At 63.9% G+C, this 24,048-nt stretch carries 22 protein-coding genes and 1 tRNA gene; 15 read left to right on the top strand and 8 right to left on the bottom strand.

The window, feature by feature from the left end; genetic code table 11:
* The first annotated feature begins 8 nt into the window (after window positions 1–8).
* The 4 genes from B6V74_RS10930 to B6V74_RS10915 all read left to right on the top strand — a co-directional run bounded on the left by B6V74_RS10930 (window position 9) and on the right by B6V74_RS10915 (window position 3,446).
* Window positions 9–500, top strand: coding sequence for a Yip1 family protein (locus tag B6V74_RS10930; protein WP_075774848.1), 492 nt, complete (start codon window positions 9–11; stop codon window positions 498–500).
* Window positions 500–1,093, top strand: coding sequence for a YIP1 family protein (locus B6V74_RS10925; protein WP_088722797.1), 594 nt, complete (start codon window positions 500–502; stop codon window positions 1,091–1,093). Before B6V74_RS10930 ends, B6V74_RS10925 begins: the two co-directional genes overlap by 1 nt.
* A gap of 8 nt (window positions 1,094–1,101) precedes the next feature.
* Entirely contained in the window at window positions 1,102–2,322 is a 1,221-nt protein-coding gene (locus tag B6V74_RS10920; protein WP_075774846.1) for a cysteine desulfurase, read from the top strand.
* An 86-nt stretch (window positions 2,323–2,408) separates the two neighbouring features.
* Window positions 2,409–3,446, top strand: a complete 1,038-nt coding sequence (locus B6V74_RS10915) for a patatin-like phospholipase family protein (protein ID WP_088722796.1) — start codon at window positions 2,409–2,411, stop codon at window positions 3,444–3,446.
* On the opposite strand, the gene B6V74_RS10910 is transcribed toward B6V74_RS10915, so the two are convergent.
* From B6V74_RS10910 to B6V74_RS10890, 5 genes are all read right to left on the bottom strand, one after another.
* A complete protein-coding gene (locus tag B6V74_RS10910; protein ID WP_075774844.1) occupies window positions 3,428–4,129 on the bottom strand; it encodes a DUF502 domain-containing protein in 702 nt (233 codons plus the stop codon). The two genes, B6V74_RS10915 and B6V74_RS10910, sit on opposite strands and share 19 nt — an antisense overlap.
* 77 nt (window positions 4,130–4,206) lie before the next feature.
* Window positions 4,207–5,127 carry a pseudouridine-5'-phosphate glycosidase gene (locus B6V74_RS10905; RefSeq protein ID WP_088722795.1) on the bottom strand — a complete coding sequence of 307 codons (921 nt, stop codon included), beginning with the start codon at window positions 5,125–5,127 and terminating at the stop codon, window positions 4,207–4,209.
* Window positions 5,124–6,026 carry a PfkB family carbohydrate kinase gene (locus B6V74_RS10900; RefSeq protein ID WP_088722794.1) on the bottom strand — a complete coding sequence of 301 codons (903 nt, stop codon included), beginning with the start codon at window positions 6,024–6,026 and terminating at the stop codon, window positions 5,124–5,126. Before B6V74_RS10900 ends, B6V74_RS10905 begins: the two co-directional genes overlap by 4 nt.
* A gap of 61 nt (window positions 6,027–6,087) precedes the next feature.
* Window positions 6,088–6,582 (bottom strand): disulfide bond formation protein B, encoded by a 495-nt coding sequence (locus B6V74_RS10895; RefSeq protein WP_199224636.1) that lies wholly within the window; start codon window positions 6,580–6,582, stop codon window positions 6,088–6,090.
* Between the two features lie 8 nt (window positions 6,583–6,590).
* Window positions 6,591–7,169, bottom strand: a complete 579-nt coding sequence (locus tag B6V74_RS10890) for a YqaA family protein (protein WP_075774840.1) — start codon at window positions 7,167–7,169, stop codon at window positions 6,591–6,593.
* A 135-nt stretch (window positions 7,170–7,304) separates the two neighbouring features.
* On the opposite strand from B6V74_RS10890, the gene B6V74_RS10885 reads away from it, so the two are divergent.
* From B6V74_RS10885 to B6V74_RS10870, 4 genes are all read left to right on the top strand, one after another.
* Window positions 7,305–8,168, top strand: coding sequence for a neutral zinc metallopeptidase (locus tag B6V74_RS10885; RefSeq protein WP_088722793.1), 864 nt, complete (start codon window positions 7,305–7,307; stop codon window positions 8,166–8,168).
* A gap of 46 nt (window positions 8,169–8,214) precedes the next feature.
* Window positions 8,215–8,298, top strand: a tRNA-Leu gene (locus B6V74_RS10880).
* An 879-nt stretch (window positions 8,299–9,177) separates the two neighbouring features.
* Entirely contained in the window at window positions 9,178–11,454 is a 2,277-nt protein-coding gene (locus B6V74_RS10875; protein WP_168184215.1) for a Hint domain-containing protein, read from the top strand.
* A gap of 214 nt (window positions 11,455–11,668) precedes the next feature.
* The gene (locus B6V74_RS10870) at window positions 11,669–12,406 is read left to right on the top strand and encodes a Hint domain-containing protein (protein ID WP_088722792.1); all 738 of its coding nucleotides are present in this window, start codon (window positions 11,669–11,671) and stop codon (window positions 12,404–12,406) included.
* 85 nt (window positions 12,407–12,491) lie between these two features.
* On the opposite strand, the gene B6V74_RS18780 is transcribed toward B6V74_RS10870, so the two are convergent.
* On the bottom strand, window positions 12,492–12,680 hold the full coding sequence (locus B6V74_RS18780; protein WP_109171954.1) for a DUF1127 domain-containing protein: 189 nt from the start codon (window positions 12,678–12,680) through the stop codon (window positions 12,492–12,494).
* A gap of 87 nt (window positions 12,681–12,767) precedes the next feature.
* On the opposite strand from B6V74_RS18780, the gene B6V74_RS10860 reads away from it, so the two are divergent.
* From B6V74_RS10860 to B6V74_RS10845, 4 genes are all read left to right on the top strand, one after another.
* On the top strand, window positions 12,768–14,186 hold the full coding sequence (locus B6V74_RS10860; RefSeq protein ID WP_088718589.1) for a PLP-dependent aminotransferase family protein: 1,419 nt from the start codon (window positions 12,768–12,770) through the stop codon (window positions 14,184–14,186).
* 163 nt (window positions 14,187–14,349) lie between these two features.
* Entirely contained in the window at window positions 14,350–15,246 is an 897-nt protein-coding gene (locus B6V74_RS10855; RefSeq protein ID WP_088722791.1) for an ABC transporter permease, read from the top strand.
* A 7-nt stretch (window positions 15,247–15,253) separates the two neighbouring features.
* Window positions 15,254–16,063, top strand: a complete 810-nt coding sequence (locus B6V74_RS10850) for an ABC transporter permease (protein WP_075774834.1) — start codon at window positions 15,254–15,256, stop codon at window positions 16,061–16,063.
* Between the two features lie 11 nt (window positions 16,064–16,074).
* Window positions 16,075–17,151: an ABC transporter ATP-binding protein gene (locus B6V74_RS10845; RefSeq protein ID WP_088722864.1), complete on the top strand. Its 1,077-nt coding sequence runs from the start codon at window positions 16,075–16,077 to the stop codon at window positions 17,149–17,151.
* Between the two features lie 138 nt (window positions 17,152–17,289).
* On the opposite strand, the gene B6V74_RS10840 is transcribed toward B6V74_RS10845, so the two are convergent.
* Entirely contained in the window at window positions 17,290–18,669 is a 1,380-nt protein-coding gene (locus B6V74_RS10840; RefSeq protein ID WP_088722790.1) for a cytochrome c peroxidase, read from the bottom strand.
* A 4-nt stretch (window positions 18,670–18,673) separates the two neighbouring features.
* Window positions 18,674–20,302, bottom strand: coding sequence for an alkaline phosphatase family protein (locus B6V74_RS10835; protein ID WP_088722789.1), 1,629 nt, complete (start codon window positions 20,300–20,302; stop codon window positions 18,674–18,676).
* 437 nt (window positions 20,303–20,739) lie between these two features.
* Here B6V74_RS10835 and trkA point away from each other — a divergent pair, with 437 nt between their 5' ends.
* The 3 genes from trkA (at window position 20,740) to hfq (ending at window position 24,046) form a co-directional block, all read left to right on the top strand.
* Window positions 20,740–22,116 carry a Trk system potassium transporter TrkA gene (trkA, locus tag B6V74_RS10830; RefSeq protein ID WP_075774830.1) on the top strand — a complete coding sequence of 459 codons (1,377 nt, stop codon included), beginning with the start codon at window positions 20,740–20,742 and terminating at the stop codon, window positions 22,114–22,116.
* 12 nt (window positions 22,117–22,128) lie between these two features.
* A complete protein-coding gene (locus B6V74_RS10825; protein WP_075774829.1) occupies window positions 22,129–23,652 on the top strand; it encodes a potassium transporter TrkG in 1,524 nt (507 codons plus the stop codon).
* 160 nt (window positions 23,653–23,812) lie between these two features.
* Window positions 23,813–24,046 carry an RNA chaperone Hfq gene (gene hfq, locus B6V74_RS10820; protein WP_038060695.1) on the top strand — a complete coding sequence of 78 codons (234 nt, stop codon included), beginning with the start codon at window positions 23,813–23,815 and terminating at the stop codon, window positions 24,044–24,046.
* The last annotated feature ends 2 nt before the right edge of the window (window positions 24,047–24,048 follow it).

Raw genomic sequence — 24,048 nt, 5'->3', positions numbered from 1 at the left:
GCGCGGCGATGTCCGCGACCGACGATATCCGGCGCAGCTACCGGCGTCCGCGCGTGGTGATGCGCGAGCATCTCGCGCGCCCGGCTTCGGAGCCGCGCGCGCTGGTCTTCCTGCTTGCGGCGCTGACCGTGATCTTCATCGCGCAATGGCCGCGGTTGTCGCGGATCGCCCATGAGATGCCCGACCAGCCGATGGTCGGGCTGATGATGGGCACGGTGCTGGCGCTGCTGGCCACCGTGCCCGTTTTCTACGCGATTGCGGCATTGAGCCACCTTGTGCTGCGCCTCCTTGGCGGGCAGGGAAGCTGGTATGGTGCGCGCGTCGCGCTGTTCTGGTCGCTTCTGGTTGTCTCGCCGCTGATGCTGCTGCAAGGGCTGGTCGCGGGGTTCATCGGACGCGGCGCGGAACTTTCGCTCGTCTCCGCGCTTGTGACCGTAGCCTTCGTCCTGCTATGGGGCGCAGCGTTGCGGGTGGTGGAATTCGAAGGAAAAACAAACTGATGCAGCCCGACCTTAAAGAATGGCTTATCCGCAGCTTCACCGATCCCAAATCGGTTGCGCGCGATTTGATCGGGCTGAATCTGAGCGGCAATGCGCGGTTCATGGCGATGGTGCTGGTGGTCGTGATGACGGCGATTCTCGGCACGCTCGCGCAGCTGGTGTTCTCGTTCATTACCAAGGTCGATATCGGCACGGTGACGCCGCCGCTGACCGTGGTGGGGCTGCAGGCAACCCTTCTGGTCTATGGCGCCTTCGCAATGTCTTTCGTCGGCCAACGCTTTGGCGGGAATGGGAAATTCTCGGATGCGCTGCTGCTTCTGACCTGGATTGAGTTCGTTCTGATGATCGGTCAGATGATCCAGGTCGTGCTTATGGTGTTCTTCCCGATCTCGGCCACTCTGATGTCGGTGCTGCTGGTGGCGCTGATGTTCTACTTGCTGGTGCAGTTCACGATGGTTCTGCACGGGTTCGAAAACCCCTTGGCGACCGGCTTCGGGGTTATCTTGACCTTTCTGGGCTCGGCGATGATCGCGGGGATCGTGCTGGTCTCGACCGGCCTCGTGCAAATGCCCGCAGACCCCGCGTCACTCTGAGGTGCTCCATGTATGATATCGAAAAAATCCGCGCGGATTTCCCGATCCTGACGCGAGAAGTGAACGGCAAGCCGTTGGTTTACCTCGATAACGGGGCCTCGGCGCAGAAGCCGCGCGTCGTGATCGACGCGATGACGCAGATGTACGAGCACGACTATTCCAACGTGCATCGCGGGCTGCATACGCTGTCCAATATCGCGACCGAGAAATACGAGAGCGTGCGCGGGATCGTCGCGCGCTTCCTGCATGTCGCAGATGAAGAGCAGATCGTGTTCACCACCGGCTCGACCGAGGGGATCAACCTCGTGAGCTACGCCTGGGGGGCGCCGAACCTCGAGCCGGGCGACGAGATCATCCTGTCGGTGATGGAGCACCACGCCAATATCGTGCCGTGGCATTTCCTGCGCGAGCGGCAGGGCGTGAAGCTGGTCTGGGTGGAGCCCGAGGCCGATGGCTCGCTGCCGCCCGAAAAGGTGCTGGAGGCGATCACGCCGCGCACTAAGCTGATCGCGATCACCCATATGTCGAACGTGCTGGGCACCCGGGTCGATGTGAAACCGATCGCGCAGGCAGCGCGCGCCCGCGGGATCGCCACGCTGGTCGATGGCTCGCAGGCGGCAGTGCATGGCCCCGTCGACATCGACGATCTGGGCTGCGATTTCTACGTCATCACCGGACATAAGCTATACGGGCCAAGTGGTTCCGGGGCGCTCTTCATTCACCGCGACCGGATGCTCGAGATGCGCCCATTCCTTGGCGGCGGCGACATGATCGACACCGTTACCCGCGATACGGTGATCTACAATACGCCGCCGATGAAATTCGAGGCTGGCACGCCCGGCATCGTGCAGCAGATCGGCATGGGGGTCGCCCTCGATTACCTGATGGGGATCGGGATGGAGAACATCGCCGAGCATGAGCGCGATCTGCGCGACTATACGGCCGAGAAACTGAGCGGGCTGAACTGGCTCAACCAGCAGGGCACCGCGCCCGACAAGGGCGCGATCTTCTCGCTCACGCTGAACGGGCCGGCGCATCCGCATGACATCTCGACCATCCTCGACAAGCGGGGCGTCGCGGTGCGCGCGGGGCAACATTGCACCGGGCCGCTGATGGAATGGCTGGGCGTTTCCGCCACGGCGCGCGCGTCTTTCGGGATGTATAACACCCGCGAAGAGGCCGATGCGCTGATTTCCGCGCTGGAACTCTGCCACGATCTGCTAGGCTGAGGCGACCGCCCGGGCGAGAGACTTGCTTTTGCTGCGACGCAGCATAACTCTGCGGCAGGGAGGCGGGCAGCGAAAGGGCCGAGCCGATGAACCGCAAGAGCATCAATCTCGCATTGCAGGGCGGGGGCGCACATGGCGCGTTCACCTGGGGCGTTCTCGACCGATTTCTGGATGAAGAGTGGCTGGACTACGCGGCGATCTCCGGCACCTCTGCCGGGGCGCTGAACGGGGCCGCGTTCAAGGCGGGCTATGCGCGCGCTGGCCGTCAGGGCGCGCGCGAGTCGCTCGACGAGCTCTGGAGCCAGGTGGCCGAAAGCGTCGATCTGCGGCTCGAGCGGTTGATGCCCGCGCAAGTGCCCGGCTCCGAGGCGCTGAAACGCTGGTTCGACGCTTTCACCCCTGCGGCCTTCATCGACGGCATGTCGCGCGTCTTTTCGCCCTATGATGCAGGGCCGTTCTACGTCAATCCGCTGAGCTCGGTGGTCGAACGGTTCCGATATCGCGATGTCTGCGCGGAAGAGGGGCCACGGCTGCATGTCTCGGCGACCAATGTGCGCACCGGCAAGGTCCGTGTCTTCACCGGCGAAGAAATTACAGCGGATGCCATCCTCGCCTCGGCCTGCCTGCCCGAGATTTTTCAGGCGGTCGAAATCGACGACCCGAAGACGGGCCGCACAGAGGCATATTGGGATGGCGGCTATACCGGAAATCCGCCGCTTTTCCCGCTGTTCGAACCCGCCTATCCGCGCGACGTCGTGGTGATTTCGATCAACCCCCTCTGGCGCGACGAGATCCCCCGGACGCCCGCGCAGATCGACGAGCGGATCAACGAAATCAGCTTCAACACCTCGCTGCTGCGGGAATTGCGCGCGATCAATTTCGTGCATCGGCTGATCCGCGAAGACCGGCTGCCGGAGGGGGCGATGAAGGATGTGCTGATCCACATGATCGCCGATGACGACGTCATGACCGAGCTGGGTGCGAAGTCCAAAATCCTTCCCGAATGGGGGATGCTGGCAAAGCTGAAACTGGCAGGCCGGGCGGCGGCGGATCGCTGGCTCGAAGCTCACGCCGACAAGATCGGCAAAGAGGCGTCGACCGACCTTCAGGCGTTGTTCGACTGAATCTTCGCCTTCGACTTGCGCGGCTCCTTCACCGGTTTGGGCTGCGGATAGACGAGACCCGCCGAGATGATCAGCTTCGCCGCATCCTCGACCGACATCTGGAGATAGGTGACCTTCGATTCCGGCACGAAGAGCAGGAAGCCCGAGGTCGGGTTCGGCGTCGTCGGCAGGAACACCGAGATCAGCGGGTCGCCATCCTCGGCCTGTGCCGCGATCTCGCCCTTCGCGGTCGACGACACGAAGGCGATCGCCTTCAGGCCCTCGCTCGGATACTCGATGATGCAGGCGCGGTCGAACTTGCCCTCGGACTGGCTTAGCACCGTTTCCGCGATCTGCTTGAGACCGTTATAGACCGTGCGCACGAAGGGCAGCCGGTCGACGATGCTTTCGCCGAAGCGGATCATCGTGCGGCCGAAGAAGCCCTTCGCGAGCCAACCGACGATGACCGTGAATACCAGGAAGATGATGACGCCGAGCCCGCGCACATTGATGCCGATATAGCGTTCGGGGCGCAGCTCGGGCGGCACCAGCGGCAGCACCCAGCCGTCGACCCAACCGGCCATCGTCCACATCAGCCAGATCGTCAGGCCGATCGGCGCGACGACGATCAACCCGGTAAAGAAGGAGGCGCGCAGCGCGCCGAAACGCGAGCGGCGGCGCGGATGGGAATCGTCTTTGGTCATGTCAGGATGCGCCCTCTCGTGGCGATGCGTTGCCTGCTATCTAGGCAGCGCCGCCACGATGAGCAATGGTCCGCGTATCAGGCGCCGCGAGCTGTGATGATTTCGCCCGCGATTGCGGCAGCCAGACGGGCATTGTTCAGAACGAGGGCGATATTGGCCTCGAGCGAGCGACCTTCGGTCAGTTCGAAGATGCGCGACAGCAGGAAAGGCGTGACGGCCTTCGCCGCGATGCCCTGCGCCTCGGCCTCGCTCAGCGCCTGTTCGATCACCGGCACGATCTCTTCGCGGGCAATCTCGGCTTCTTCGGGGATCGGGTTCGCGATCAGCTGGCCGCCCGGCAGACCGAGCGACGCGCGCGCGAGTTGCGACTTGGCGATCTCGGCGGCGCTATCGGCGCGCAGCGGCGCGGCAAGGCCGGAATTGCGCGACCAGAAAGCGGGGAAGGCGTCTTGCCCGTAGGCGATGACCGGCACGCCGTGGGTCTCCAGCACTTCGAGCGTCTTCGGCAGATCGAGGATCGCCTTCGCACCGGCCGCGACCACGCTGACCGGAGTCTGTGCCAGTTCCAGAAGGTCCGCGGAGATGTCGAAGCTGTCTTCGGCACCGCGATGGACGCCGCCGATCCCGCCGGTGGCAAAGACGTCGATGTCCGCGAGGTTCGCGCAGATCATCGTCGCGGCGACGGTGGTGGCCCCGGTCGCGCCCTTCGCGAGGCACACCGCCAGATCGGCGCGGCTCACCTTCATCGTGTCCTTGGTCTGCGCGAGCTGCTCCAGTTCCTCCGGCTCCAGCCCGATATGGATCTTGCCGCCCATCACCGCGATCGTGGCCGGTACCGCGCCCGCCTTGCGGATCTCGGCCTCGACCGCCTGCGCGGTTTCAAGATTCTGCGGATAGGGCATCCCGTGGGTAATGATCGTCGATTCCAACGCGACGATGGGACGGTTTTGTGCTTTCGCATCAGCGACTTCGGCGGCGAAGGTGAGGGGGGCGGTCATGTGGCCAGTTCTCCGGAAACGTAGCGCGCGGCAGCGGTCAGAGCGCGCTCCAGCGCCTCCTCACGACCCGCGCCGCGCTGTTCGGCCACGAGATGCGCGGCCATGAAAGTATCGCCCGCGCCGGTCACGCGGGTCACGAGGACGGGGGGCGGCGCCGAGGCGATCACGTTGCCCGCGACAGCACTTCCGTCGGCGGCCGCCTTGCCGCCGTCGGTCACGAGCACGCGTTGCGCCCCGCGCTCCAGTAGCGTTTCGGCGGCGTGCTGGGCGCTGTCGAAGCGGCCCTGGCACAGGATGCCCGCCTCTTCGAGATTGACGTAAAGCGTCGCCGCCGGATGCGTCAGAAGTGGCATCAACCTTTCCGCCTTGCCGGGGCTGGCAGGCGCCACGCGCAGGTCGGCCTTGGCGAACAGAGGCGAATGCGCGATCTGGCTGAGCAGAGCCTCGGTCAGGTTGCCGTCGAGTGCGATGGCGCCGGTCCACGGATCGTTTTCCGTGCCGAGCCGTCCGTCGGAAAGCGGTGCGAGGATCTTCTCGCCCGCAGCCTCGAGCGAATGCGCATCCGCGATCGCCGCGATCAGCCCGTTCGCCCCTTCGATCGCCATGTAGCGGTCGGTCGGAAGGTCGTCGGAGCGGTAGAGATAGCTGCAATCGACGCCCAGCACCTCGGCGGTCCGGATCAGGTCGTTGCCCTGGCTGTCGCGCCCAAGCGCGGTGAGTACGGCCGGTTTCAGCCCGAACCGATGGAGCGTCATCGCGATGTTCATCGCAACGCCGCCGGGCAGCCGCTCGATCCGCCCCGGCACGTCGGAGCCCTCGTGCATATGCACCGAGGCGCGGCCGATGATGTCCCACAGGACCGAACCGATGCACAGAATATCAGGTCTGGATTCGCTCATGCGCGGTTCTTGGCGCGGTTTCGGGAGCGGGGCAAGGGGGCTTGGCCCCCGCTCGGGTGGCTCAGGCGCGGCGCGACTTGAGGAACGCCCAGAGCCAGATGCCCGCAAGAACGAGCGAGCCGATTGCGTTGAGGTTCGCCATGGTGATGCCGAAGATGTCCCACGGAATCTCGTCGCAGCGCACCAGCGGGGCTTCGTTGATCTGTTTGAGCAGGTCGGCGGCGGAGACGGTGGTGTCGACGCCATTCGAGGTGCAATCGGTCGGACCTTGGAAGATCTTCCGCTCGACGCCCGAATGATAGAAGCCCAGCACCGAGGTCGTCAGCGCCGCCAGCATGCCCAGAAGCGCAGTCCAGCCGGGCAGGCGGAAGGCGAGGATCGCAAGTCCGATCAGGATCGCGACCAGATGCGGCCAGCGTTGCAGCAGGCACAGGTGGCAGGGCGCATAGCCCAAGGCCTGAAACACGAAGGCCCCGGCCAGCACGACGGCGGAGCCTGCGGCGGCGAGGCCGACGAGGCCGCGGAAAGAGGTCAGGGTTTGCAGGCGATCTTGCATCGGAGGCCTCAGAGATATTTCAGAAGATAGAACCCGCCGATCAGCAGGATGACGAAGATAGTGAAGAGCGGGCCGAGCCAACGTTCGATGAAGGTCTTGATCGGCTCGCCGAATTTCCAAAGGAGGCCAGCGACCACGAAGAAGCGAAGCGCGCGGGCGATGAACGAGACGCCGAGGAAGAGAACCGGGCTCAGGTTCGTGGCGCCCGCGAAGATCGTGATCACCTTGTAGGGGAAAGGCGTGACACCTGCGATCAGCACGGCCCAGCCGCCCATCTGGTTGAACCGGGCGGCGAGTGTGTTGAAATCGTCCGCCTTGCCGTAGAAGTCCAGCACCGGCCTGCCGATCGCATCCATGAAACCATAACCGATCAGGTAGCCCAGACAGCCGCCCGCGACCGACGACAGCGTCGCCACCAGCGCGATGCGCCAAGCCGCCCAGGGCCGGGCGAGGATCATCGGGATCATCAGCACATCCGGAGGGATCGGGAAGACCGAGGCCTCGATGAAGGCGACGGCGGCGAGATACCACATCGCATGCGGGTGGCTCGCGCGGGCCATCGTCCAGTCGTAGATGCGGCGGATCATGGCGGCATCCTTTTCCTTGCTGCTCGGATCGCTTCATCTCCCGCGCGGGCCGCAAGGTCAAGTCGCGCGCGTCGCACCTTTGCTTTTGCGGGCCTCGCGCTAGACTTCACGAAAAAGCGAGGGAGGCATTCGCAAATGCAATGGCGTGGACGGCGCGGCAGCCGCAATATCGAGGACCGGCGCGGCCAGCGCAGGGCAGGGGGCGGCGCAATCCGTCTGGGCGGCGGCGGCCTTGGCGTGGTCGCGATCATCGTGGTGGCCTATTTCCTCGGGATCGATCTGACGCCGCTGCTCGATGGCGGATCGGGCTCGGGGCCGGTGATCACGCAATCGGGCGAGCTGAGCGAACGCGAGAAGGCGATGGGTGATTTCGTCTCGGTGACGCTGGCCGATACCGAGGAGGTCTGGCAGGGCGTGTTCCAATCCGACCTGGGACGGCAATACGATCCGGCGGTGCTGGTACTCTTTAGCGGGGTCACTCAATCGCCCTGCGGCAATGCGAGCGGCGCGACGGGGCCGTTCTACTGTCCGGGCGATCAGAAAATCTATCTCGATACGGCGTTTTTCGACACGCTGAGCCAGCAGCTCGGCGCGCGGGGCGATTTCGCCGCCGCCTATGTCGTGGCGCATGAGGTGGCCCACCACGTTCAGGACGAGCTGGGGATTCTCGGTAAAGTTAACGAAGTGCGCGCGCAAAGCTCCGAGGCGCAGGCTAATGCGCTCTCGGTGCGCATCGAGCTGCAGGCCGATTGCTTCTCAGGGATCTGGGCGCGCCGCGCCGAAGATCAGATCGGCGCGATCGAGCCGGGCGACATCGCGGAGGCCATCAACGCCGCGGCACGGATCGGGGACGATACGCTGCAACGCGAGGCCGGCCGGGTGCCGATGCCCGACAGCTTCACCCATGGCAGCTCCGCTCAACGGCAACGCTGGTTCGAGCGGGGCTATCTGAGCGGTGAGATCAAACAATGCGACACGTTTTCAACGCGTAACCTCTAAGCGTACTTGCCTCGGGCGCGGCTGCGCGCTAGAGGATTCGGACTGGGCCCGAGTGGCGGAATGGTAGACGCAGCGGATTCAAAATCCGCCGCTGCAAGGCGTGTCGGTTCGAGTCCGACCTCGGGCACCAGACCTTCCGCAGAATGACAGATCCGCGCGCCGATGGTGACCCGGCCGGCGCATCTTCGTTCCTATGTCTTGTCGGGACCGCATTTTCCGGGCTCGCAAGACTTTGTCCAAATTTGGCGTCATCGTGAAAAGCGGCGTCTTGGGACGTGGTTAGCAAAAGATGATTCGAAGTAATCTCGTTTCGTTCTCAGAACAAACGGGCGCGAGATACCGGATTGCGGCGCGGTCGAGGACAATTAAGACTTATCCGTGGGAGAAATATCGCTGCGATTGGGGGCATCCCAGGAAACAAACTCGCCCGGTTATTGTCGCGAAATCGAAAACAGTTTTTCGCCTTTCGCAACGGGTCCGACAAATACCTTTCAACCACCGGTTTAAATGTGGCGAAACCTAGGCAGGTTTCCTGTCCAAAAAGATAGGTCGATCTTTTTGTAAACGGAAACGGTGTTTAAAAACAGTTACTTCCCGATTCGGATTATTGATGACCGTTTCCCGGGCATTTCCTCGAAATGAGGCAAGAAAGCGGCAAATTCCCCTTTTCTTTGTGGCGGTCGCGAGGGCAGATTGAGGCCAAGCCCTGCTGGGGGGCGATTGGCCATGGGGGTGGCCAAAGAGAAGAGTTGTCGAAAGAGAGCTCGCCCGGCGCTGCCAAGGGGACCGATCCATAACGGCCTCGACCATGAGGGCAAAGGAGACGCAGAGCGATCTGCGGCGACTTTGCCGGCAGCGCCCGCGCGCGCCGACGCTGGCCAATTCTTCTCAAAAAACACGTTCGGACTTCGGATCCGGACACGTCACGGCGCCGCCGCTTTGCGCCCTAGGGAAGATACGCCACGGCGCGGGGCCAGGGAGCCAAGCGGACGGCAAAGGAGAGTTGGGGATGACTTATTTCTACTATCATCACGACGACGATGATTGCGACAAGAATTCCGATCCGAATGCTACCAACGACAGCGCGAGCGTTAAGTACAATACTGCGCAGACGATCGCCGTTCTCGCGAATGACAGCGACCCCGATGGCGACCCGCTCAAGGTGCAGTGGGCGAGCGACCCGGCGCATGGCTCGGTCACGGTGAATGCCGATGGCACGATCACCTACACGCCCGATCCCAACTATTCCGGCACCGACAGCTTCACCTACAAGATCTATGACGGGCAGGGCGGCTACGACACCGCGACCGTTACGATCAACGTGAGCGCGCCCGACGGTATCGTCGAAGGCACCGCCGGCGGCGACCTGATCGACGATCATTACACCGGTGACCCCGAAGGCGACATGGTCGACAATAACGACGCGATCCTTCCGGGCGCCGCGCCGAATGACGACTACATCATCGCGGGCGACGGCAATGACACGGTCTATGCCGGTCAGGGCGACGACTCCGTCGAGGGCGGCCAGGGCGACGATCTTATCTATGGCGAGGGCGGCAACGACACGATCTCGGGCGATGCCGGAAACGACACGATCTATGGAGACAACGATCCGGCCGGTGGCCCCGCGGCCGATCCGGTTTCGGAAACCGTGGACTGGAGCCATTTCCAGACCGATTGCGGCGAGGTGAAGGACCAGACTGTCGATCTGGGCGAGACCAAGGTCCATTTCGACTTCCAGTCGCAGGATTACGGGGCGAAGGCGACGCTGACGACCTCTGCGCAATATACCGAAGCTGGCGAGAACTTCGACAGCTGCTCGGCGCTGCAGCTCTACGGTGCGGGCGGCGATTGCGAAGGCGGTGTGTCGCCGACCTCGACGACCGTCCTGACCTTCTCTTCGGACAATAGCGATTACACCGGTGAGGTTCAGGGGCTGAGCTTCCGGATCAACGATCTCGATCGTTCGGACAGCTATGACGACCATGTCGATGTCGTGACGCTCTCGGCCTTCGATGCCGACGGCAACCCGGTCGCGATCACGATCGATCCCGAGGGCAACCAGACGGTCACCGACAATGGCGACGGCACCTACACCATCACCGGTGGCGATCAGGACGACGGCAGCCTGCATCAGGACGACAAGATCGGTTCGGTCAAGGTCACCATCAATGATCCGACCGCAAAGCTGAGCATCGCCTATTCGAATGGCGGGGCGACGGATCAGGCGATCTCGATCACCGACATGACCTATGACACCTGCCCGGTGGAAAATGATCCGGGCGAGCCCGGCGACGACAGCCTGATGGGCGGTCTGGGCGATGACGTGCTCTACGGTCAGCAAGGCAACGACACGCTGGAGGGCGGTCACGGATCGGACAGTCTCGACGGCGGTCAGGGCAACGATACGCTCGATGGCGGCGCGGATGCGGACACCGTCTCCGGTGGCGACGATCGCGATCTGTTCATCGTGGGTTCCTCGACCGATGGCATCGGAGATACGCTCGACGGCGGCGAAGGCGGCGACGATTACGACACGCTCGACCTGCAGGGCGCGGGGCCGCTGCGTGTTCATTCCACGGTCACCGATTACGATCCGGTCTCGGGTGTCAGCACCTATGCCGGGACGGTCGACTTCCTCGACGGCTCGGGCAATGTCACCGGTACGCTCGAATTCTCCAACATGGAAGAGGTCATCCCCTGCTTCACGCCGGGTACTCTGATCGCGACGCCGCGTGGCGAGGTTCCGGTGGAGACGCTGCGCGAAGGCGACAAGGTCCTGACCCGCGATAACGGCATTCAGGAGGTCCGCTGGGCCGGCCGCGCCGACATGACGCATGAGCAGCTCGCGCGTGCACCGCATCTCAAGCCGGTGCTGATCCGCAAGGGCTCGCTCGGCAACGACCTGCCCGAGCGCGACATGATGGTCTCGCCGAACCACCGAATGCTCGTCGCCAATGACAAGACTGCGCTCTATTTCGAAGAGCATGAGGTTCTCGTCGCGGCCAAGCATCTCGTCGGCAATCAGGGCGTGGACACGGTGGAGACGCTGGGCACCAGCTACCTGCACTTCATGTTCGACCGCCACGAGGTTCTGCTCGCCAATGGTGCCTGGACCGAGAGCTTCCAGCCCGGCGACCAGACGCTGGGCGGGATGGGCAATTCGCAGCGTCAGGAAATCTTCGAGATCTTCCCGGAACTGCAGACCGCGAAGGGCCGCGAGGCCTATCAGGCGGCGCGCAAGACGCTCAAGAAGCATGAAGCCAACGTCCTGCGCATGAGCTGACGCGCAGGCCTCGTCAGAGGCCCCGCCAGCCCAATAACTGCGACCGCGTCCGGGATGTTTCCGGGGCGCGGCGCTGCCGTGTTGTTTCCGCAACTCGAACAATTCGTTTCCGCTAATCCGCACGTAGAGACGCCATCACGCGTTTTCGCCTCAGGGTTTTGTCGCTATCGTGTGAAGGAAGGGGGCCTCGACTGCTGGGAGGCAGGAGGATCGGATGACGCGGAGCATGCGCGCAACGGATATCGCGGAGATTTTGGCGCAATCGCCGGCTCAGGGGCTGCGATGTACCGCGATGGCGCGCACCGAGTCGCTGCGCCTGGAATTCGACAGCCATGACGAGACGGACGGCCATATCAGTGGCTTTGACGCATCCGGAGATACGGTTTTTTCCGGCTCCATCGCTGCGTTTCGCGCGGCCATTCCCTGCGTGACGCCCGAGACGCGGGTCGCAACCGAGGCTGGCGGCGTTCCTGCGGGCGATTTGCGCCCCGGTGCGCGGCTGGTGACGCGCGAGTCCGGTGTTCAGACGCTGCGCTGGATCGGTTCACGAGTGTTCACGGCTGCCGATCTCGCGCTCAATCCTCTGCTGTGCCCGGTGCGTATCCGCGCGGGCGCGCTTGGCGAGGGGCATCCGGTGCAGGATATGTGCGTATCACCCAATCACCGTCTGATGTCGCCGCTACGGGGGAATCTCGTTTCCGCGCAAGAGCTTGTCGGGCTGGACGGGGTCGAGGCCGAGCGGGCGGCGGGCGGCGTGCGCTATCTGCAACTGCTACTCGACGCGCCGGAAATGTTGCTCTGCGACGGACTATGGGTCGAGAGTTTCCGACCGGAGTTGGCGATGCTGGCGGGCTTCGATGCGGCGCAGCGGGCGGAGCTTCTGGCGCTGCGCCCCGATCTGTCCCGGCGCGACGCCGAGGCCGCCTTGCCCGAGACGCACCCCACCGAGTGATTTTCATCAACCGCAAAAAAGAGCCGGGCACTGAGGCCCGGCCAATAGACGATTCCGGTCAGGGGAATTGCCCGGATCGTTCGCGTCACAGGAAGCGGCGCACTTCTTGCCGGGCAATCTCCCGGCTGATTCCGATATCTTTGAGCAGATGGTCATCGAGTTTCTCCAGCGCCATCCGCGAACGGCGCGCTTCGAGGACGCGCGCAACGCGCGCGATCAGGCTCAGACGGCCATGACGAGCGGGAACGGGACGGGTCCGCGACAGGGTAAACATTGCGATGCCTTTCTGTATTGATACAATGTGGCGTTTGTTGCTATAGGAGGGATACAATACCTCAAAATAAGCAACCAGAGAAATATTGTGACTGATACAAGCTGGTCTCCTCAACTCGCCCATATCGCCGGACCGAAATATCTCGCGCTGGTGCGCGCGCTGCGCGAAGGGATCCGTCGCGGAGACCTGAAACCGGGCGCAAAACTACCTACTGTCAGGGACTTGGCGTGGTCGCTGGGGGTGACGCCCGGCACTGTCGCGCGGGGCTACCAAATCGCCACGCAGGAGGGGCTGCTGGAGGCCAAGGTGGGACGCGGCACATTTGTATCGACACAAACGCAGCGACTCGGCCCGCGCGAGCCGCTTTACCGCCATACCGGGGAGGAGATCGACGCAACCCCGGACGATCTGGTCAACCTTAGATCGCCACAATTGCCCGATGTCGGCCAGACAAAAGCGTTACAATGGGCGATGGAGGAAGCTGCGCGCTCGATCGGCAAGACCTACCTGCAATATCCCGGTCTGCGCCGCGACGCCTATTGCCGCGAGGCGGTGCTCGACTGGTTTCCGAAAGATTGCTCGCTCGCCTCTATTCTGAACGCGGATGATCTTGTGCTGACGCATGGCGGGCAGAACGGGATCAACCTCGTGATGCAGACCTGCCTGCGTGGCGATCGGCCCGGCGTTTATATCGAGGAGCTGGCCTATCCCGGCTTCCGTCACGCCGCACGGCTCAACCGCGCGGAGGTCCATCCCGTGGCCATCGACGAGCAGGGGATGATGCCCGATGCGCTCGACGCGGCTTGCCGCAAACATGGCGGCCAGATCGTTTGCATCACGCCCGACGCACAGAACCCCACGGCGGGGCGGATGGATGTCGCGCGCCGCGAGGCGCTGGTCGAGGTCGCGCGCCGCCATGACCTGCAGATCATCGAGGACGATTGCTACACCGCGCCGGTCACCGGCCTGCCGAGCTTCCGGGTGATCGCGCCCGAGCGCAGCTGGCACATCACATCTCTGTCGAAGACGATCTCGGCGGGCATGCGCTTCGGCATCGTCGCAGCCCCCGAAGGCATGGGCGAAGTGGGGCGACTAGCCGCCCAGCACAGCTTCTTCGGCCTCGCCCGGCCGATCACCGACATGGTCGCCCGGCTCTTCGAGAGCGGCGAGGCGATGCGTCTTCGCTATGCCGCGCAGGAGGAAATGGGTCGGCGGTTGCAGATGACGGTGCAATCGCTGGCGGGACAGGATTTCAACTGGCTGCCGGGGCTGAGCTTCCTTTGGCTGAAGCTGCCGATGGGCTGGCGTGGCTCCACCTTCGCGCGCATGGCGGAGATGGAAGGCGTGCTGCTGCGCTCGGCGGATGAATATGTCGTGCAGGACGGTCAGGCGCCCAACGCGGTGCGCATCGCGATGGCGGGCTCAGTCCCCGAAGAGCGCTTCCGTACCGCGCTGCGCACGCTGACGGGGCTGCTGGAGCGGATGCCGGACGATCTGCCGGTCTGAGGGCTGAGGCCTGACGCCGCGCCGCCGAAGCGCGCTGCACAAAATTACGGCATCTGCCTTGCCCTTGCGCGAGTAGGGGCGCTTGCCCTCTTTTCACGCCCGCGCCCTTGTGCTTTCGTGACAGCCAACGACGCCCGAGACGGGTGCAAATCGGGAGAGATGGATGGCGGGTAAAGGGGAGAGCTGGCTGCGCAGCGAGTCCGCGCAGGGCTATGCGCTGATTTCGCCCCCCTTCCTCTATGCCGTTCTTTTGCTGGCCGCGCCGCTGGTCACGATCCTTGCCTATTCCTTCTTCAAGGATGGCTATCTGACGGTGGTGCATGAATTCACCGTGCAGAATTACATCGCCACATGGACCGATCCGATCTTTCGCGTGATTCTGGTCCGCTCGCTGCTGGTGGCGGGGCTGGTGACGCTGGTCACGGTCGCGCTGGCCTTCCCGATTGCCTATTATCTGAGCTTCGGTCTGGCGCCGAACCGCAAGGCGCGCTGGATCTTTCTGATCACCATCCCGTTCTGGACGTCGTATCTGATCCGCGTGTTCCTGTGGAAGGTGATCCTTGGCTATAATGGCGTGATCAATTCCGCGTTGGAGGGGATCGGGCTCATCGGGCCGAACGGGCTGATCGCCGATCCGCTGCAGATGCTCAATTCGGTGGGGGCGATCGCGCTGACGCTGGCCCATGCCTACGCGCCCTTCGCGATCCTGCCGATTTTCGTGAGCCTCGAGAAGATCGACCGCTCGTTGCTGGAGGCAGGGCAGGATCTGGGCGAAAGTCGCTGGCGCACCTTCCTGCGCGTGACACTGCCCTTGGCGATGCCCGGTGTCGTAGCTGCGACGCTGATCGTGTTCATCCCGACGGTCGGCGATTACGTCACGCCCGAGCTGATCGGGGGCGGCAAGATGCCGATGGTCGCGAACCTCATTCAGGCGCAGATGCTACCCCTGGACAATCGCCCGCTGGGCTCGGCCATTGCCGTCAGTTCGCTGCTCGTGGTCGCGGCCCTGTCGCTGGTCTTCCTGTGGCTCAACCGCCGCTTCCTGAAGGTCGGAAAGTGAGCCGCGCATGAAAATACCGTCCCTCAAGATTTACGCGATCGCCTACCTGATCTTCCTCTACGCGCCGATCTTCCTGCTGCCGCTGTTTGCTTTCAATGACGGCACGATCATCGCCTTTCCGCTGAAGGGTTTCACGACCGACTGGTTCGCGAAAATGGCCGAGAACGACACGCTGCGCCACGCGCTGTCGAATTCGCTGATCATCGCGCTGACCTCCTCGGCGGGCGCCACGATCCTCGCGGTTTTCGCCGCCCGCGCCTCGACGCGTTACCGCTTCAAGGGCAAGGGCGGGATCATGGGGCTGATCCTGCTGCCGATGGTCCTGCCCGATATCCTGATGGGGATGTCGCTGCTCTTGGTGATGCTCGAAGTGCTGAAGGTGAACCTGTCGATCGCGACGGTGATCCTCGGCCATGTGATCATTTCGCTGCCCTATGCCATCGCGGTGCTGCAGACGGCCTTTGCCACGCTCGATCAGTCGCTGGAAGAGGCGGCGGTCGATCTGGGTGAGACGCGAATGTCGACCTTCCGCCTGATCGTTCTGCCGCTGGTGATGCCCGGTATCATCTCGGCCTTCCTGATCTCCTTCACGATCTCGCTCGACGAGTTCATCGTGGCCTTCTTCCTCGCGGGCAACCAGCCCACGCTGCCCACCTACATCTTTTCCCAGCTGCGTTTCCCGTCAGCGATCCCGGTCATCATGGCGCTTGGCACCTGCCTCGTCGCGGCCTCGATCCTGCTTCTGAGCGTGGCCGAATTCTTCCGCCGGCGCGGGGTCAAACGGACCGGCGCCAAGGATACCGGAGGTTTCCTGTGACCGATAAACCGATGATCGCCTTTCAGGACGTTCATAAATATTACGGCGATTATCACGCGCTGCGCGGCATCACCGCGGAGATCCGCGCAGGCGAGTTCTTCTCGCTGCTCGGTCCGTCGGGCTGCGGCAAGACCACGCTGCTGCGCACCATCGCGGGATTCGAGGAGATCTCGGAAGGCGCGGTGCTGATCGACGGCAAGACGATGGTGGGCGTTCCGCCGAACAAGCGGCCCACCAATATGGTGTTCCAGTCCTACGCGATCTTCCCGCATCTGAGCGTGGCCGAGAATGTCGGCTTCGGCCTGCGCCGCGATCCGCGTTCGAAATCGGAGAAGGCCAAGCTGGTCGAGGAATCGCTCGAGATGGTGGGGCTCAAGGGCTACGGCTCCCGCGCGGCCCATGCGCTCTCGGGCGGGCAACGGCAGCGTGTGGCGCTGGCCCGCGCGCTGATCCTTAAGCCTAAGGTTTTGCTGCTCGACGAGCCGCTCTCCGCGCTCGACCGCAAGATCCGCGAGCAGATGCAGGTCGAGCTGATCAAGCTGCAGCGCGAGGTCGGCATCACTTTCGTTCTCGTGACCCACGATCAGGAAGAGGCGCTGGTCATGTCGGACCGGATCGCGGTGATGTTCGAGGGCGAGATCGCCCAGCTCGCCGACCCGGAAGTGCTCTATGGTCGCCCCAATTCGCGTCGCGTGGCCGATTTCATCGGGGTGATGAATTTCTTGCCTGCGACGGTCACGGATGGGCCTGGCGAAGCGGTCACCGCAGAGGTCGCAGGTCTCGGACGGCTCGAGGTCGCGCCGAGCCAGATCTCGGTCGCACCTGCGGGCGATGGCGCCGCGGTGGGTTTCCGCCCGGAAACCTTGACGCTTCTTTACGAAGGTCAACAGGCCTCCGACCGCGAAGCGCCCGGCACGATCGACGAGGTTGTCTATTACGGCGACATGACCTATTACGACGTGCGCCTCGACGGCACCGAAAAACCGGTCCGTATCTCGATGCGCAACGTGTTCGGCCGCCCCGTGCTGGAAGTCGGCACCCGCACCCGCGTCGCATGGTCGCCCGGAGCGCTCGTTCTGTTCCGGTGACCGGGGCAGGGGGGCGCTGACCCCGTCGCCGGATGGCGACAAAACTTAAGAGGCACAGGGCGCTGCCCTGTCGCCGGAGTGCAGCATGGCTCAAAGGCGGAAGCGGCCTCGCAAGAGGGGCCTCGCCAGTGGCTCTGGTCACTCCTCCGGCGGTGCGTAGCCATCTGTCAGGGTCTCGAGAAAGGCGATGATATCTGCTTGCTCGGCCTCGGTCAGCGCGTCGCCTTCTCCGGGCTTGCGTCCGAAAGGCGCATCGGTGCGGTCGATATTTCCCTGATAGCGAGTGGGCAGGTCGTCGAACCGCGCCACTTTTCCGTTGCGCGTGGGGTAAATCGCGCGGGGATCGCTGTCGCGCTTGGCGTAAAAGCGCAGGACCTGTTGCAGGCTGGTGTAGACACCGTTGTGGAAAAACACGTGCCGGGTCTCGACGTTGCGCAGGCTCGGGGTCTTGAACATCCCGCAATTGCCGGGCTGCGTCGAAATCGTGTCGTGGCGCAGCGGGCCGCACAGACCGAGATCGACATAATGGGGATCGGCATTGGCCGGGATCGCCGGGTTGCGGGGCACGCCGAGCGCCTCGTATTCGTAATCGGTGAATTGCGGCGGGCGACCATCGGCGGACCGGGTGTCGAGATGACAGGCCGCGCAATTGCCCTTCTTCGGATCGTCGAAGAGCGCACGGCCCCGCGCCTCTGCCGGCGAAAGCTGCGCCTCGCCCGCGAGAAAGGCGTCGTATTTGCTGGTATAGGGATGAAATTCCACCGCCTCGGTCTGGTAGCGCGACAGAGCGAAGGCGGCCTCGTCGATCAGCATCTTGTCGTCGTCACGCACCGCCTCGCCGAAGAGCTGCGCTAAGCGGTCGCCATAGCGCGCTCGCAGGGTCGCGGCGAGGGTTGCGCGGTCGGGCTCTGCCATCTCGAAATGAGTGAAGAGGACGGCCAGCGCCTGCTCTTGCAGCGTATCCGCGCGCCCGTCCCAGAACAGACCGCCCCGCGGCACCGGGCTCGCGGCGGCGGGCGTGCCGGCGGTTTTTTGCGGCGCGGGCTGCGTAGATGCGCTTGCTCCTGCGGCTCCTTTCGCGCCCGCCCCTCGCTGTGCGACCGCCTGCGGCGCGGCTTCGCCCGCCTCCGAGGTCGGGTCGAGCATCCCGAAGGTGAAGGGTGGCGTCTGGCGCTTGTATGTGAGCGATGGCACCGCGCGCAGTCCCGGCTGGTCGAGATACGCCCCGCCAAGCTGCACCGGGCGGGCATTGGAGGGCGCGAAGTGATTGCCCGGGTCGTGGCAGCTCGCGCAGCTCATCTGGCCACTGGCTGACAGCGTGGGGTCAGAAAACAGCGCCTTGCCGATCGTGGCCACGGCGCTCAGATCGGCATCTCCGGGCGCGGTCGTTTTCGAACCGGCGTCGGACGCTGCCCCGACGGGGGTGGCCGAAAGGAAAGCCGCGAGCGTGATGCTCGCGGCCCCCTGTGCCGAACGGATCGTTCTGGGAGTGATCAATCTCAGGTTCGGCAGTCTCATCGCCTCAGCCTTTCGGGTTGCCGGTGGCCGGGTCGAGGATCAGCTTGCCATTGGCCGCTTTCGAGAAGTCGAACATGCCGTTCAGCTCGCCCGCCTGGTCGTCGAAGGAGCCCTGACCGATGCGCTGACCGTTCAGCCAGTTATCCTCGATAAACTTGGTGACCGAGGACTGATCGACCAGTGTGTGATCCACCGCGTTCTTCTTCGCATAGGGCGAGATCACCAGCATCGGGATGCGGGTGCCGTAGCCGCAACGGCCCTGCGCGGGCTTGCCGTCGAGACCGGGCAGCGTCTTGTCGCTGGCGCAGTTGCTGCCATTGAGCACGTCATAGCCCGCGACCGGGATGTTCGAGCCGTTCACCACTGCCATCGCGTGGTCATACCAGCCATCGGAATCGTCGTAGGTCACGACGATCGCAGTGTCCTTCCAGTCGTTCGATTTCTGCAGCGCGTTGACCGCGTTGACGATGAACTCCTGCCCATCGAGCGGGTCGGAATAGCCCGCATGGCCGTCCTGATAGGCGGGCGCTTTCAGGAAGCTCACCGCCGGCAGGTTGCCGTTTTTCAAGGCCGCGTAGAAATCCTTGCTGTCATATTGGTGGTTCGCGCCGCCATCGTCCGACGTGCCGATCACATCGACCGAGGCGGGACGGGTGTGATCGACGTTCCGGGTCGATTTGTAATACTGGAAGGGTTCGTGGTGGGGGATGTAGTCCTTCGAGGTCTCGCCGGTCACCTGCGAGAGCGACGAGCGGTCGCAGCCGGTGGTGCCGTTGCCGTTCACCGCGGTCAGATCGAAGCCGCCCTCGAACCAGCCCCAGGTAACGTTCTTGGCGTTCAGCAGATCGCCGATATTCTTGCCGCCCATAAGCGTCGTCGGGTATTTCGGGTTCGAGCAGACATCGCCGGTCGGGTCGAGATCCGAGATCATGGTCCAGCCGCCATTGCCGTCGGGTACGACGCGCCCCTTGTCATAGGTGCCGTCGGCTTCGAGCTTGTAGCCCTTGGGCAGCACCGCGCCATTGGTCTGGCCCGAGACGAGGTTGATCGCGCCCGGCGTCGAGGGGCCGAAGGTGCTCGAGAAGGCATTGTCGTTCATCGCGTAGGCCTGCGCGTAGTTCCACAGTGCGGTGACGGTATTGCCGTCGTAATAGCCCATCACCTGGCCCTTGGTGCCGAACGCGCCCGTGCCGCCTTTCGTGCCCTTGCCGGTATTGGCCGGGAAGGCATCCATCTTGCCGCCGTGGAAAGCGGCCTGCTCGGCGGTGTAGCCGTGGTTCTGGTCGGCGGACGCGGCCTGCGTCCGGTCGAGCCGGAACGGGGCGGCGGCATTCGCGCCATTGACGGCATTGCTCTTGTTGGGGTTGTTCTTCAGCAGACCGGCGCTTGCGAGCGTATTGGCCTTGGGCGTGTCTTTCGCGGCGGTGAATTGCGGCTCGCCCTTGGGGTTGGCGGCCTTCGGATAGGTCGCGAAATAATGGTCGAAGGAGACGTTCTCCTGGAAAATCACCACGAGATGCTTGATCGGGGTGGCGGTCTGGGTGTCGGCGGCGGTGCCAGCCTGGGCGGTCGCGGCAGCGCAAGCCAGCGCGAGCGCGCTGACGGCACCGGTGAGGCGGAGCGTGTCGATCATGTGAAGTCCCTCGTTGAGATGGCAGCTTTCCCGTGCGTTACGGGGCGTGGCCTCTGGCTAGGGGCGTCATTTGACACTTCGGTGACGGTTCCGCTCACGCGCCATCACCGCTCGGTGAGACCGCCGCGGATACACGCGGATGGGATGTTGCGTGAGCGACCGGTGATCGCGGCGCGGGCGCACCGGCCAGGTTTTGCGAGGGGGCTGAGCAGGGGCCGGCCTCCGCTCGCCACGGCCGTTCTCTGGCGCTACGGGGCGTGCGGCGGGGCGTCCTTCCGCTTGAAGTTCGTTTATCCTGCTTCACCCCCAAGGTTATTCTCGGCAAGAGGAACGGGCTTAGGTTTACGAGGCTGACATGCGGCTTGCGTGTTTGCCATTTGACCACCCCCGGCAACGCGGCCTAGATAGGGGCCAAGTAAGGCGCGGAGGCATTTGCCATGAAGGTCATCATCTGCGGTGCGGGTCAGGTCGGTTGGCAGATCGCGCGCCATCTGGCGGGCGAGCGCAACGACGTCACAGTCGTGGATTCCAATCCCGAACTGGTGCGTCGCGCGGCCGATACGCTCGACGTCCAGGGCGTGGTGGGCTTCGCCTCGCATCCGGACATTCTCGAGCAGGCCGGGGCGCGCGATTGCGACCTGATGATCGCCGCAACCCATTCCGACGAGGTCAACATGGTGACCTGCCAGGTCGCGATGTCGGTCTTCGGGATCACGCGCAAGATCGCCCGCATCCGGGCGCAAAGCTATCTGCAGCCGGAATATTCCGATCTCTACCGCCGCGATCATCTGCCGATCGACGTCATCATCTCGCCCGAGCGCGAGGTGGCCGAGGCTGCGCTGCGCCGTCTGGCGGCGCCCTCGACCTTCGACACCGAAAGCTTCCTCGACGAGCAGTTGCAGTTGCTGGGGATCGAGCTGGACGCTGATTGCCCTGTGCTCGACACGCCGCTGCGGCAGCTGACCGATCTGTTCTCGACGCTGCGCGCTGTCGTGGTGGGCATTCGCCGCGAGGGGCGGCTGTTCGCGCCCGAGCCGGGCGATCAGCTTTTCGCGGGCGACCAGATCTATGTCTTCGCCCATGTCGAGGACGTGAACCGCACGCTCGATATCTTCGGCAAATCCACGCAGAAGCAGGAACGCATCGTCATCATCGGCGGCGGCAACGTCGGTCTCAGCGTGGCCAAGTCCCTCGAAGCGCGGACCGAGCGCGTGCGTGCCAAGATCATCGAGCGCTCGCGCGCGCAGGCCGAGAAGGCCGCCGATGCGCTGGACCGTACGATCGTTCTCAACGGAGACGGGATGAGCTCGGAACTGCTGGAGGAGGCGAATATCGCCACCGCCGACGCGGTTCTGGCGATCACGGATGACGACAAGACGAACATTCTCGTTTCGGTGCGCGCGAAACAGGCGGGCTGCCGGATGGCGATCTGCCTGATCAACGATCCGACGCTGGCGCCCTTGCTGAGTGCGCTCGATATCGATGCCTATATCAACCCGCGGGCGACCACCGTGTCGTCGATCCTGCGCCATATCCGCCATGGCCGGGTGCGCGCGATCTACTCGATCGGGGATGCCGAGGGCGAGGCGATCGAGGCGCAGGTCATGGGAACCTCGCCGATGTCGGGCAAGGCGGTGCGCGATGTCGATTTCCCCGAAGGGGTTCTGATCGGCGCGATCCGCAAGGGCGACAAGATCGTCAAGCCGACCGGCAATACCCGGATCGAAGAGGGCGATATCGTGGTTCTCTTCGCTCTGACCTCCGACGTGCCCGAAGTGGAGCGCCTGTTGCAGGTCTCCATCGACTTCTTCTAAGGGCCGGTCCGCATGGAACGCATGATCAAGGCCTTGCCGCTGCCGATACTCCTGATGGGAGTTTCGGCGCTGGCGATGTATGTGCCGGCGATCCACGCGCTCCTGACGCATCATCACCATACCGCGCGATCGTTCTTCTATTCGGCGACGCTGTTTCTCTTCGCGACCGCCCTGATCGGCTTGGCCAACGGGTCGAACCCGCGGCCTGCGCGGGCGGGGCGGGCGAGCCTTCTGATCATGCTGGCCGCTTTCACCGTGCTGCCCGTGATGCTGGCAGTGCCGTTCTATATCGCGGTGCGCGACACGTCGTTTTTCAATAGCTGGTGGGAGATGGTCTCCGCCTTCACCACCACGGGCGGCACGCTTTACGAGCCCGACCGGTTGGTCGGCTCGGTGCATCTTTGGCGTGGGCTTGTGGCGTGGATGGGCGGCTTCTTCATCCTCGTGATGGCAATCGCGGTGCTGGCGCCGATGCGGCTTGGCGGCTTCGAAGTGTTCTTCTCGGGTGGCCCCTCTGGCGCCCCGGCCGCCGCGGCCCCGGCCGCAGATGGTGGCGCGGAGATGTCCGAGCGCATCGCCCATTACGCGGTCTCGCTGGCTCCTATCTATACCGGGCTGACGGTGCTGCTGTGGGTCTGCCTGCTGATGGCGGGGGACCGGTCGCTGACGGCGCTGATCCATGCGATGTCCACTCTCTCGACCTCCGGCATCTCGCCAGTGGGCGGGATGGCCAATGCGCGCTCTGGGGTGGCGGGCGAGATGGTGATCTTCGTGTTCTTCCTGCCCGCGCTGTCGCGCAGGCTCTGGCCGGGGGGCGGCGAGCTGCGCGCCTCGCCGAAGCTGATCGACGACCCAGAGCTGCGTCTGGCTGCGGGGCTGGTGATCCTCGTGCCGCTGTTCCTGTTCCTGCGTCACTGGATCGCGGCGCTGGAAGTGCGCACGCCGGGCGATTTCGGTGCGATCTTCCGCTCGATCTGGGGGTCGCTGTTCACCTCGCTGTCCTTCCTGACCACGACCGGCTTCGAATCGAACGGCTGGCACGACGCGCGCGACTGGTCGGGGCTGGGCACACCGGGCCTGATCCTCGCGGGGCTTGCGATCATCGGGGGCGGCGTCGCAACGACCGCGGGCGGGGTGCGCCTGCTGCGGGTTTACGCGCTGCTGCGTCACGGCGAGCGCGAACTCGACAAGCTGATCTATCCGAACTCCATCGCGGGCGGCGGCATGATGGCAAGGCGGCTGCGCCGCGAAGGCGCCTATATCAGCTGGATCGTGTTCATGCTGTTCGCGATTTCCATCGCCGGCGTGATGATGGCGGCGTCGCTGTTCGGTCTGTCGTTCGAGCCCGCGACGATCCTGACCATCGCGGCGCTGTCGAATACCGGACCGCTGGCGGGGATCGCGGCCGATGTGCCACTGAGCTGGGCCCATCTGAGCGAGCCAATCAAGGCCGTTTTCGCCTTTGCCATGGTGCTTGGCCGGCTCGAGACATTGGCGATCATCGCCCTGTTCAACCCGGAATTCTGGCGCGCCTGAATCCCGGATTTGATACGCAATTTCTGGCTCAGGGCCTAACAAACTGTTTTTTGGGCTGGAATCTCCCGCTATGCGCTGCATACTTGAAGAAAGGGCAAATCAGGCCCGTCCGATCACGCGCGATGCGAAACGCGATACGAAAAACAAGGGCAAGAATAATATGGCTGGCGACAAACAGAACCTGCAAGACGCATTTCTCAATCATGTGCGCAAGACAAAGGTTCCTGTCACGATCTTCCTGATCAACGGGGTGAAGCTGCAGGGCGTCATCACCTGGTTTGACAACTTCTGTGTGCTTCTGCGCCGCGACGGGCAATCTCAGCTTGTTTACAAGCACGCGATCTCGACGATCATGCCGGGACAACCTATCTCGCTTTACGAAGGCGACGACTAAGC

The sequence above is a fragment of the Thioclava sp. F42-5 genome (genome assembly GCF_002213195.1).
Lineage (GTDB): Bacteria > Pseudomonadota > Alphaproteobacteria > Rhodobacterales > Rhodobacteraceae > Thioclava > Thioclava nitratireducens.
The sequence above is the reverse complement of the archived record's forward strand: the minus strand, read 5'-3'. Positions and strand labels throughout refer to the sequence as shown.

Coding starts and splice junctions, on each gene's coding strand:
- B6V74_RS10915 (WP_088722796.1), top strand. CDS start 2,409: ATGAACCGCAAGAGCATCAATCTCGCATTGCAGGGCGGGGGCGCACAT.
- B6V74_RS10885 (WP_088722793.1), top strand. CDS start 7,305: ATGCAATGGCGTGGACGGCGCGGCAGCCGCAATATCGAGGACCGGCGC.
- B6V74_RS10850 (WP_075774834.1), top strand. CDS start 15,254: ATGAAAATACCGTCCCTCAAGATTTACGCGATCGCCTACCTGATCTTC.
- B6V74_RS10875 (WP_168184215.1), top strand. CDS start 9,178: ATGACTTATTTCTACTATCATCACGACGACGATGATTGCGACAAGAAT.
- B6V74_RS10825 (WP_075774829.1), top strand. CDS start 22,129: ATGGAACGCATGATCAAGGCCTTGCCGCTGCCGATACTCCTGATGGGA.
- B6V74_RS10930 (WP_075774848.1), top strand. CDS start 9: ATGTCCGCGACCGACGATATCCGGCGCAGCTACCGGCGTCCGCGCGTG.
- B6V74_RS10835 (WP_088722789.1), bottom strand. CDS start 20,302: ATGATCGACACGCTCCGCCTCACCGGTGCCGTCAGCGCGCTCGCGCTG.
- B6V74_RS10895 (WP_199224636.1), bottom strand. CDS start 6,582: ATGCAAGATCGCCTGCAAACCCTGACCTCTTTCCGCGGCCTCGTCGGC.
- B6V74_RS18780 (WP_109171954.1), bottom strand. CDS start 12,680: ATGTTTACCCTGTCGCGGACCCGTCCCGTTCCCGCTCGTCATGGCCGT.
- B6V74_RS10910 (WP_075774844.1), bottom strand. CDS start 4,129: ATGACCAAAGACGATTCCCATCCGCGCCGCCGCTCGCGTTTCGGCGCG.
- B6V74_RS10890 (WP_075774840.1), bottom strand. CDS start 7,169: ATGATCCGCCGCATCTACGACTGGACGATGGCCCGCGCGAGCCACCCG.
- B6V74_RS10870 (WP_088722792.1), top strand. CDS start 11,669: ATGACGCGGAGCATGCGCGCAACGGATATCGCGGAGATTTTGGCGCAA.
- B6V74_RS10905 (WP_088722795.1), bottom strand. CDS start 5,127: ATGACCGCCCCCCTCACCTTCGCCGCCGAAGTCGCTGATGCGAAAGCA.
- B6V74_RS10920 (WP_075774846.1), top strand. CDS start 1,102: ATGTATGATATCGAAAAAATCCGCGCGGATTTCCCGATCCTGACGCGA.
- B6V74_RS10900 (WP_088722794.1), bottom strand. CDS start 6,026: ATGAGCGAATCCAGACCTGATATTCTGTGCATCGGTTCGGTCCTGTGG.
- B6V74_RS10845 (WP_088722864.1), top strand. CDS start 16,075: ATGATCGCCTTTCAGGACGTTCATAAATATTACGGCGATTATCACGCG.
- trkA (WP_075774830.1), top strand. CDS start 20,740: ATGAAGGTCATCATCTGCGGTGCGGGTCAGGTCGGTTGGCAGATCGCG.
- B6V74_RS10925 (WP_088722797.1), top strand. CDS start 500: ATGCAGCCCGACCTTAAAGAATGGCTTATCCGCAGCTTCACCGATCCC.
- B6V74_RS10855 (WP_088722791.1), top strand. CDS start 14,350: ATGGCGGGTAAAGGGGAGAGCTGGCTGCGCAGCGAGTCCGCGCAGGGC.
- B6V74_RS10840 (WP_088722790.1), bottom strand. CDS start 18,669: ATGAGACTGCCGAACCTGAGATTGATCACTCCCAGAACGATCCGTTCG.
- hfq (WP_038060695.1), top strand. CDS start 23,813: ATGGCTGGCGACAAACAGAACCTGCAAGACGCATTTCTCAATCATGTG.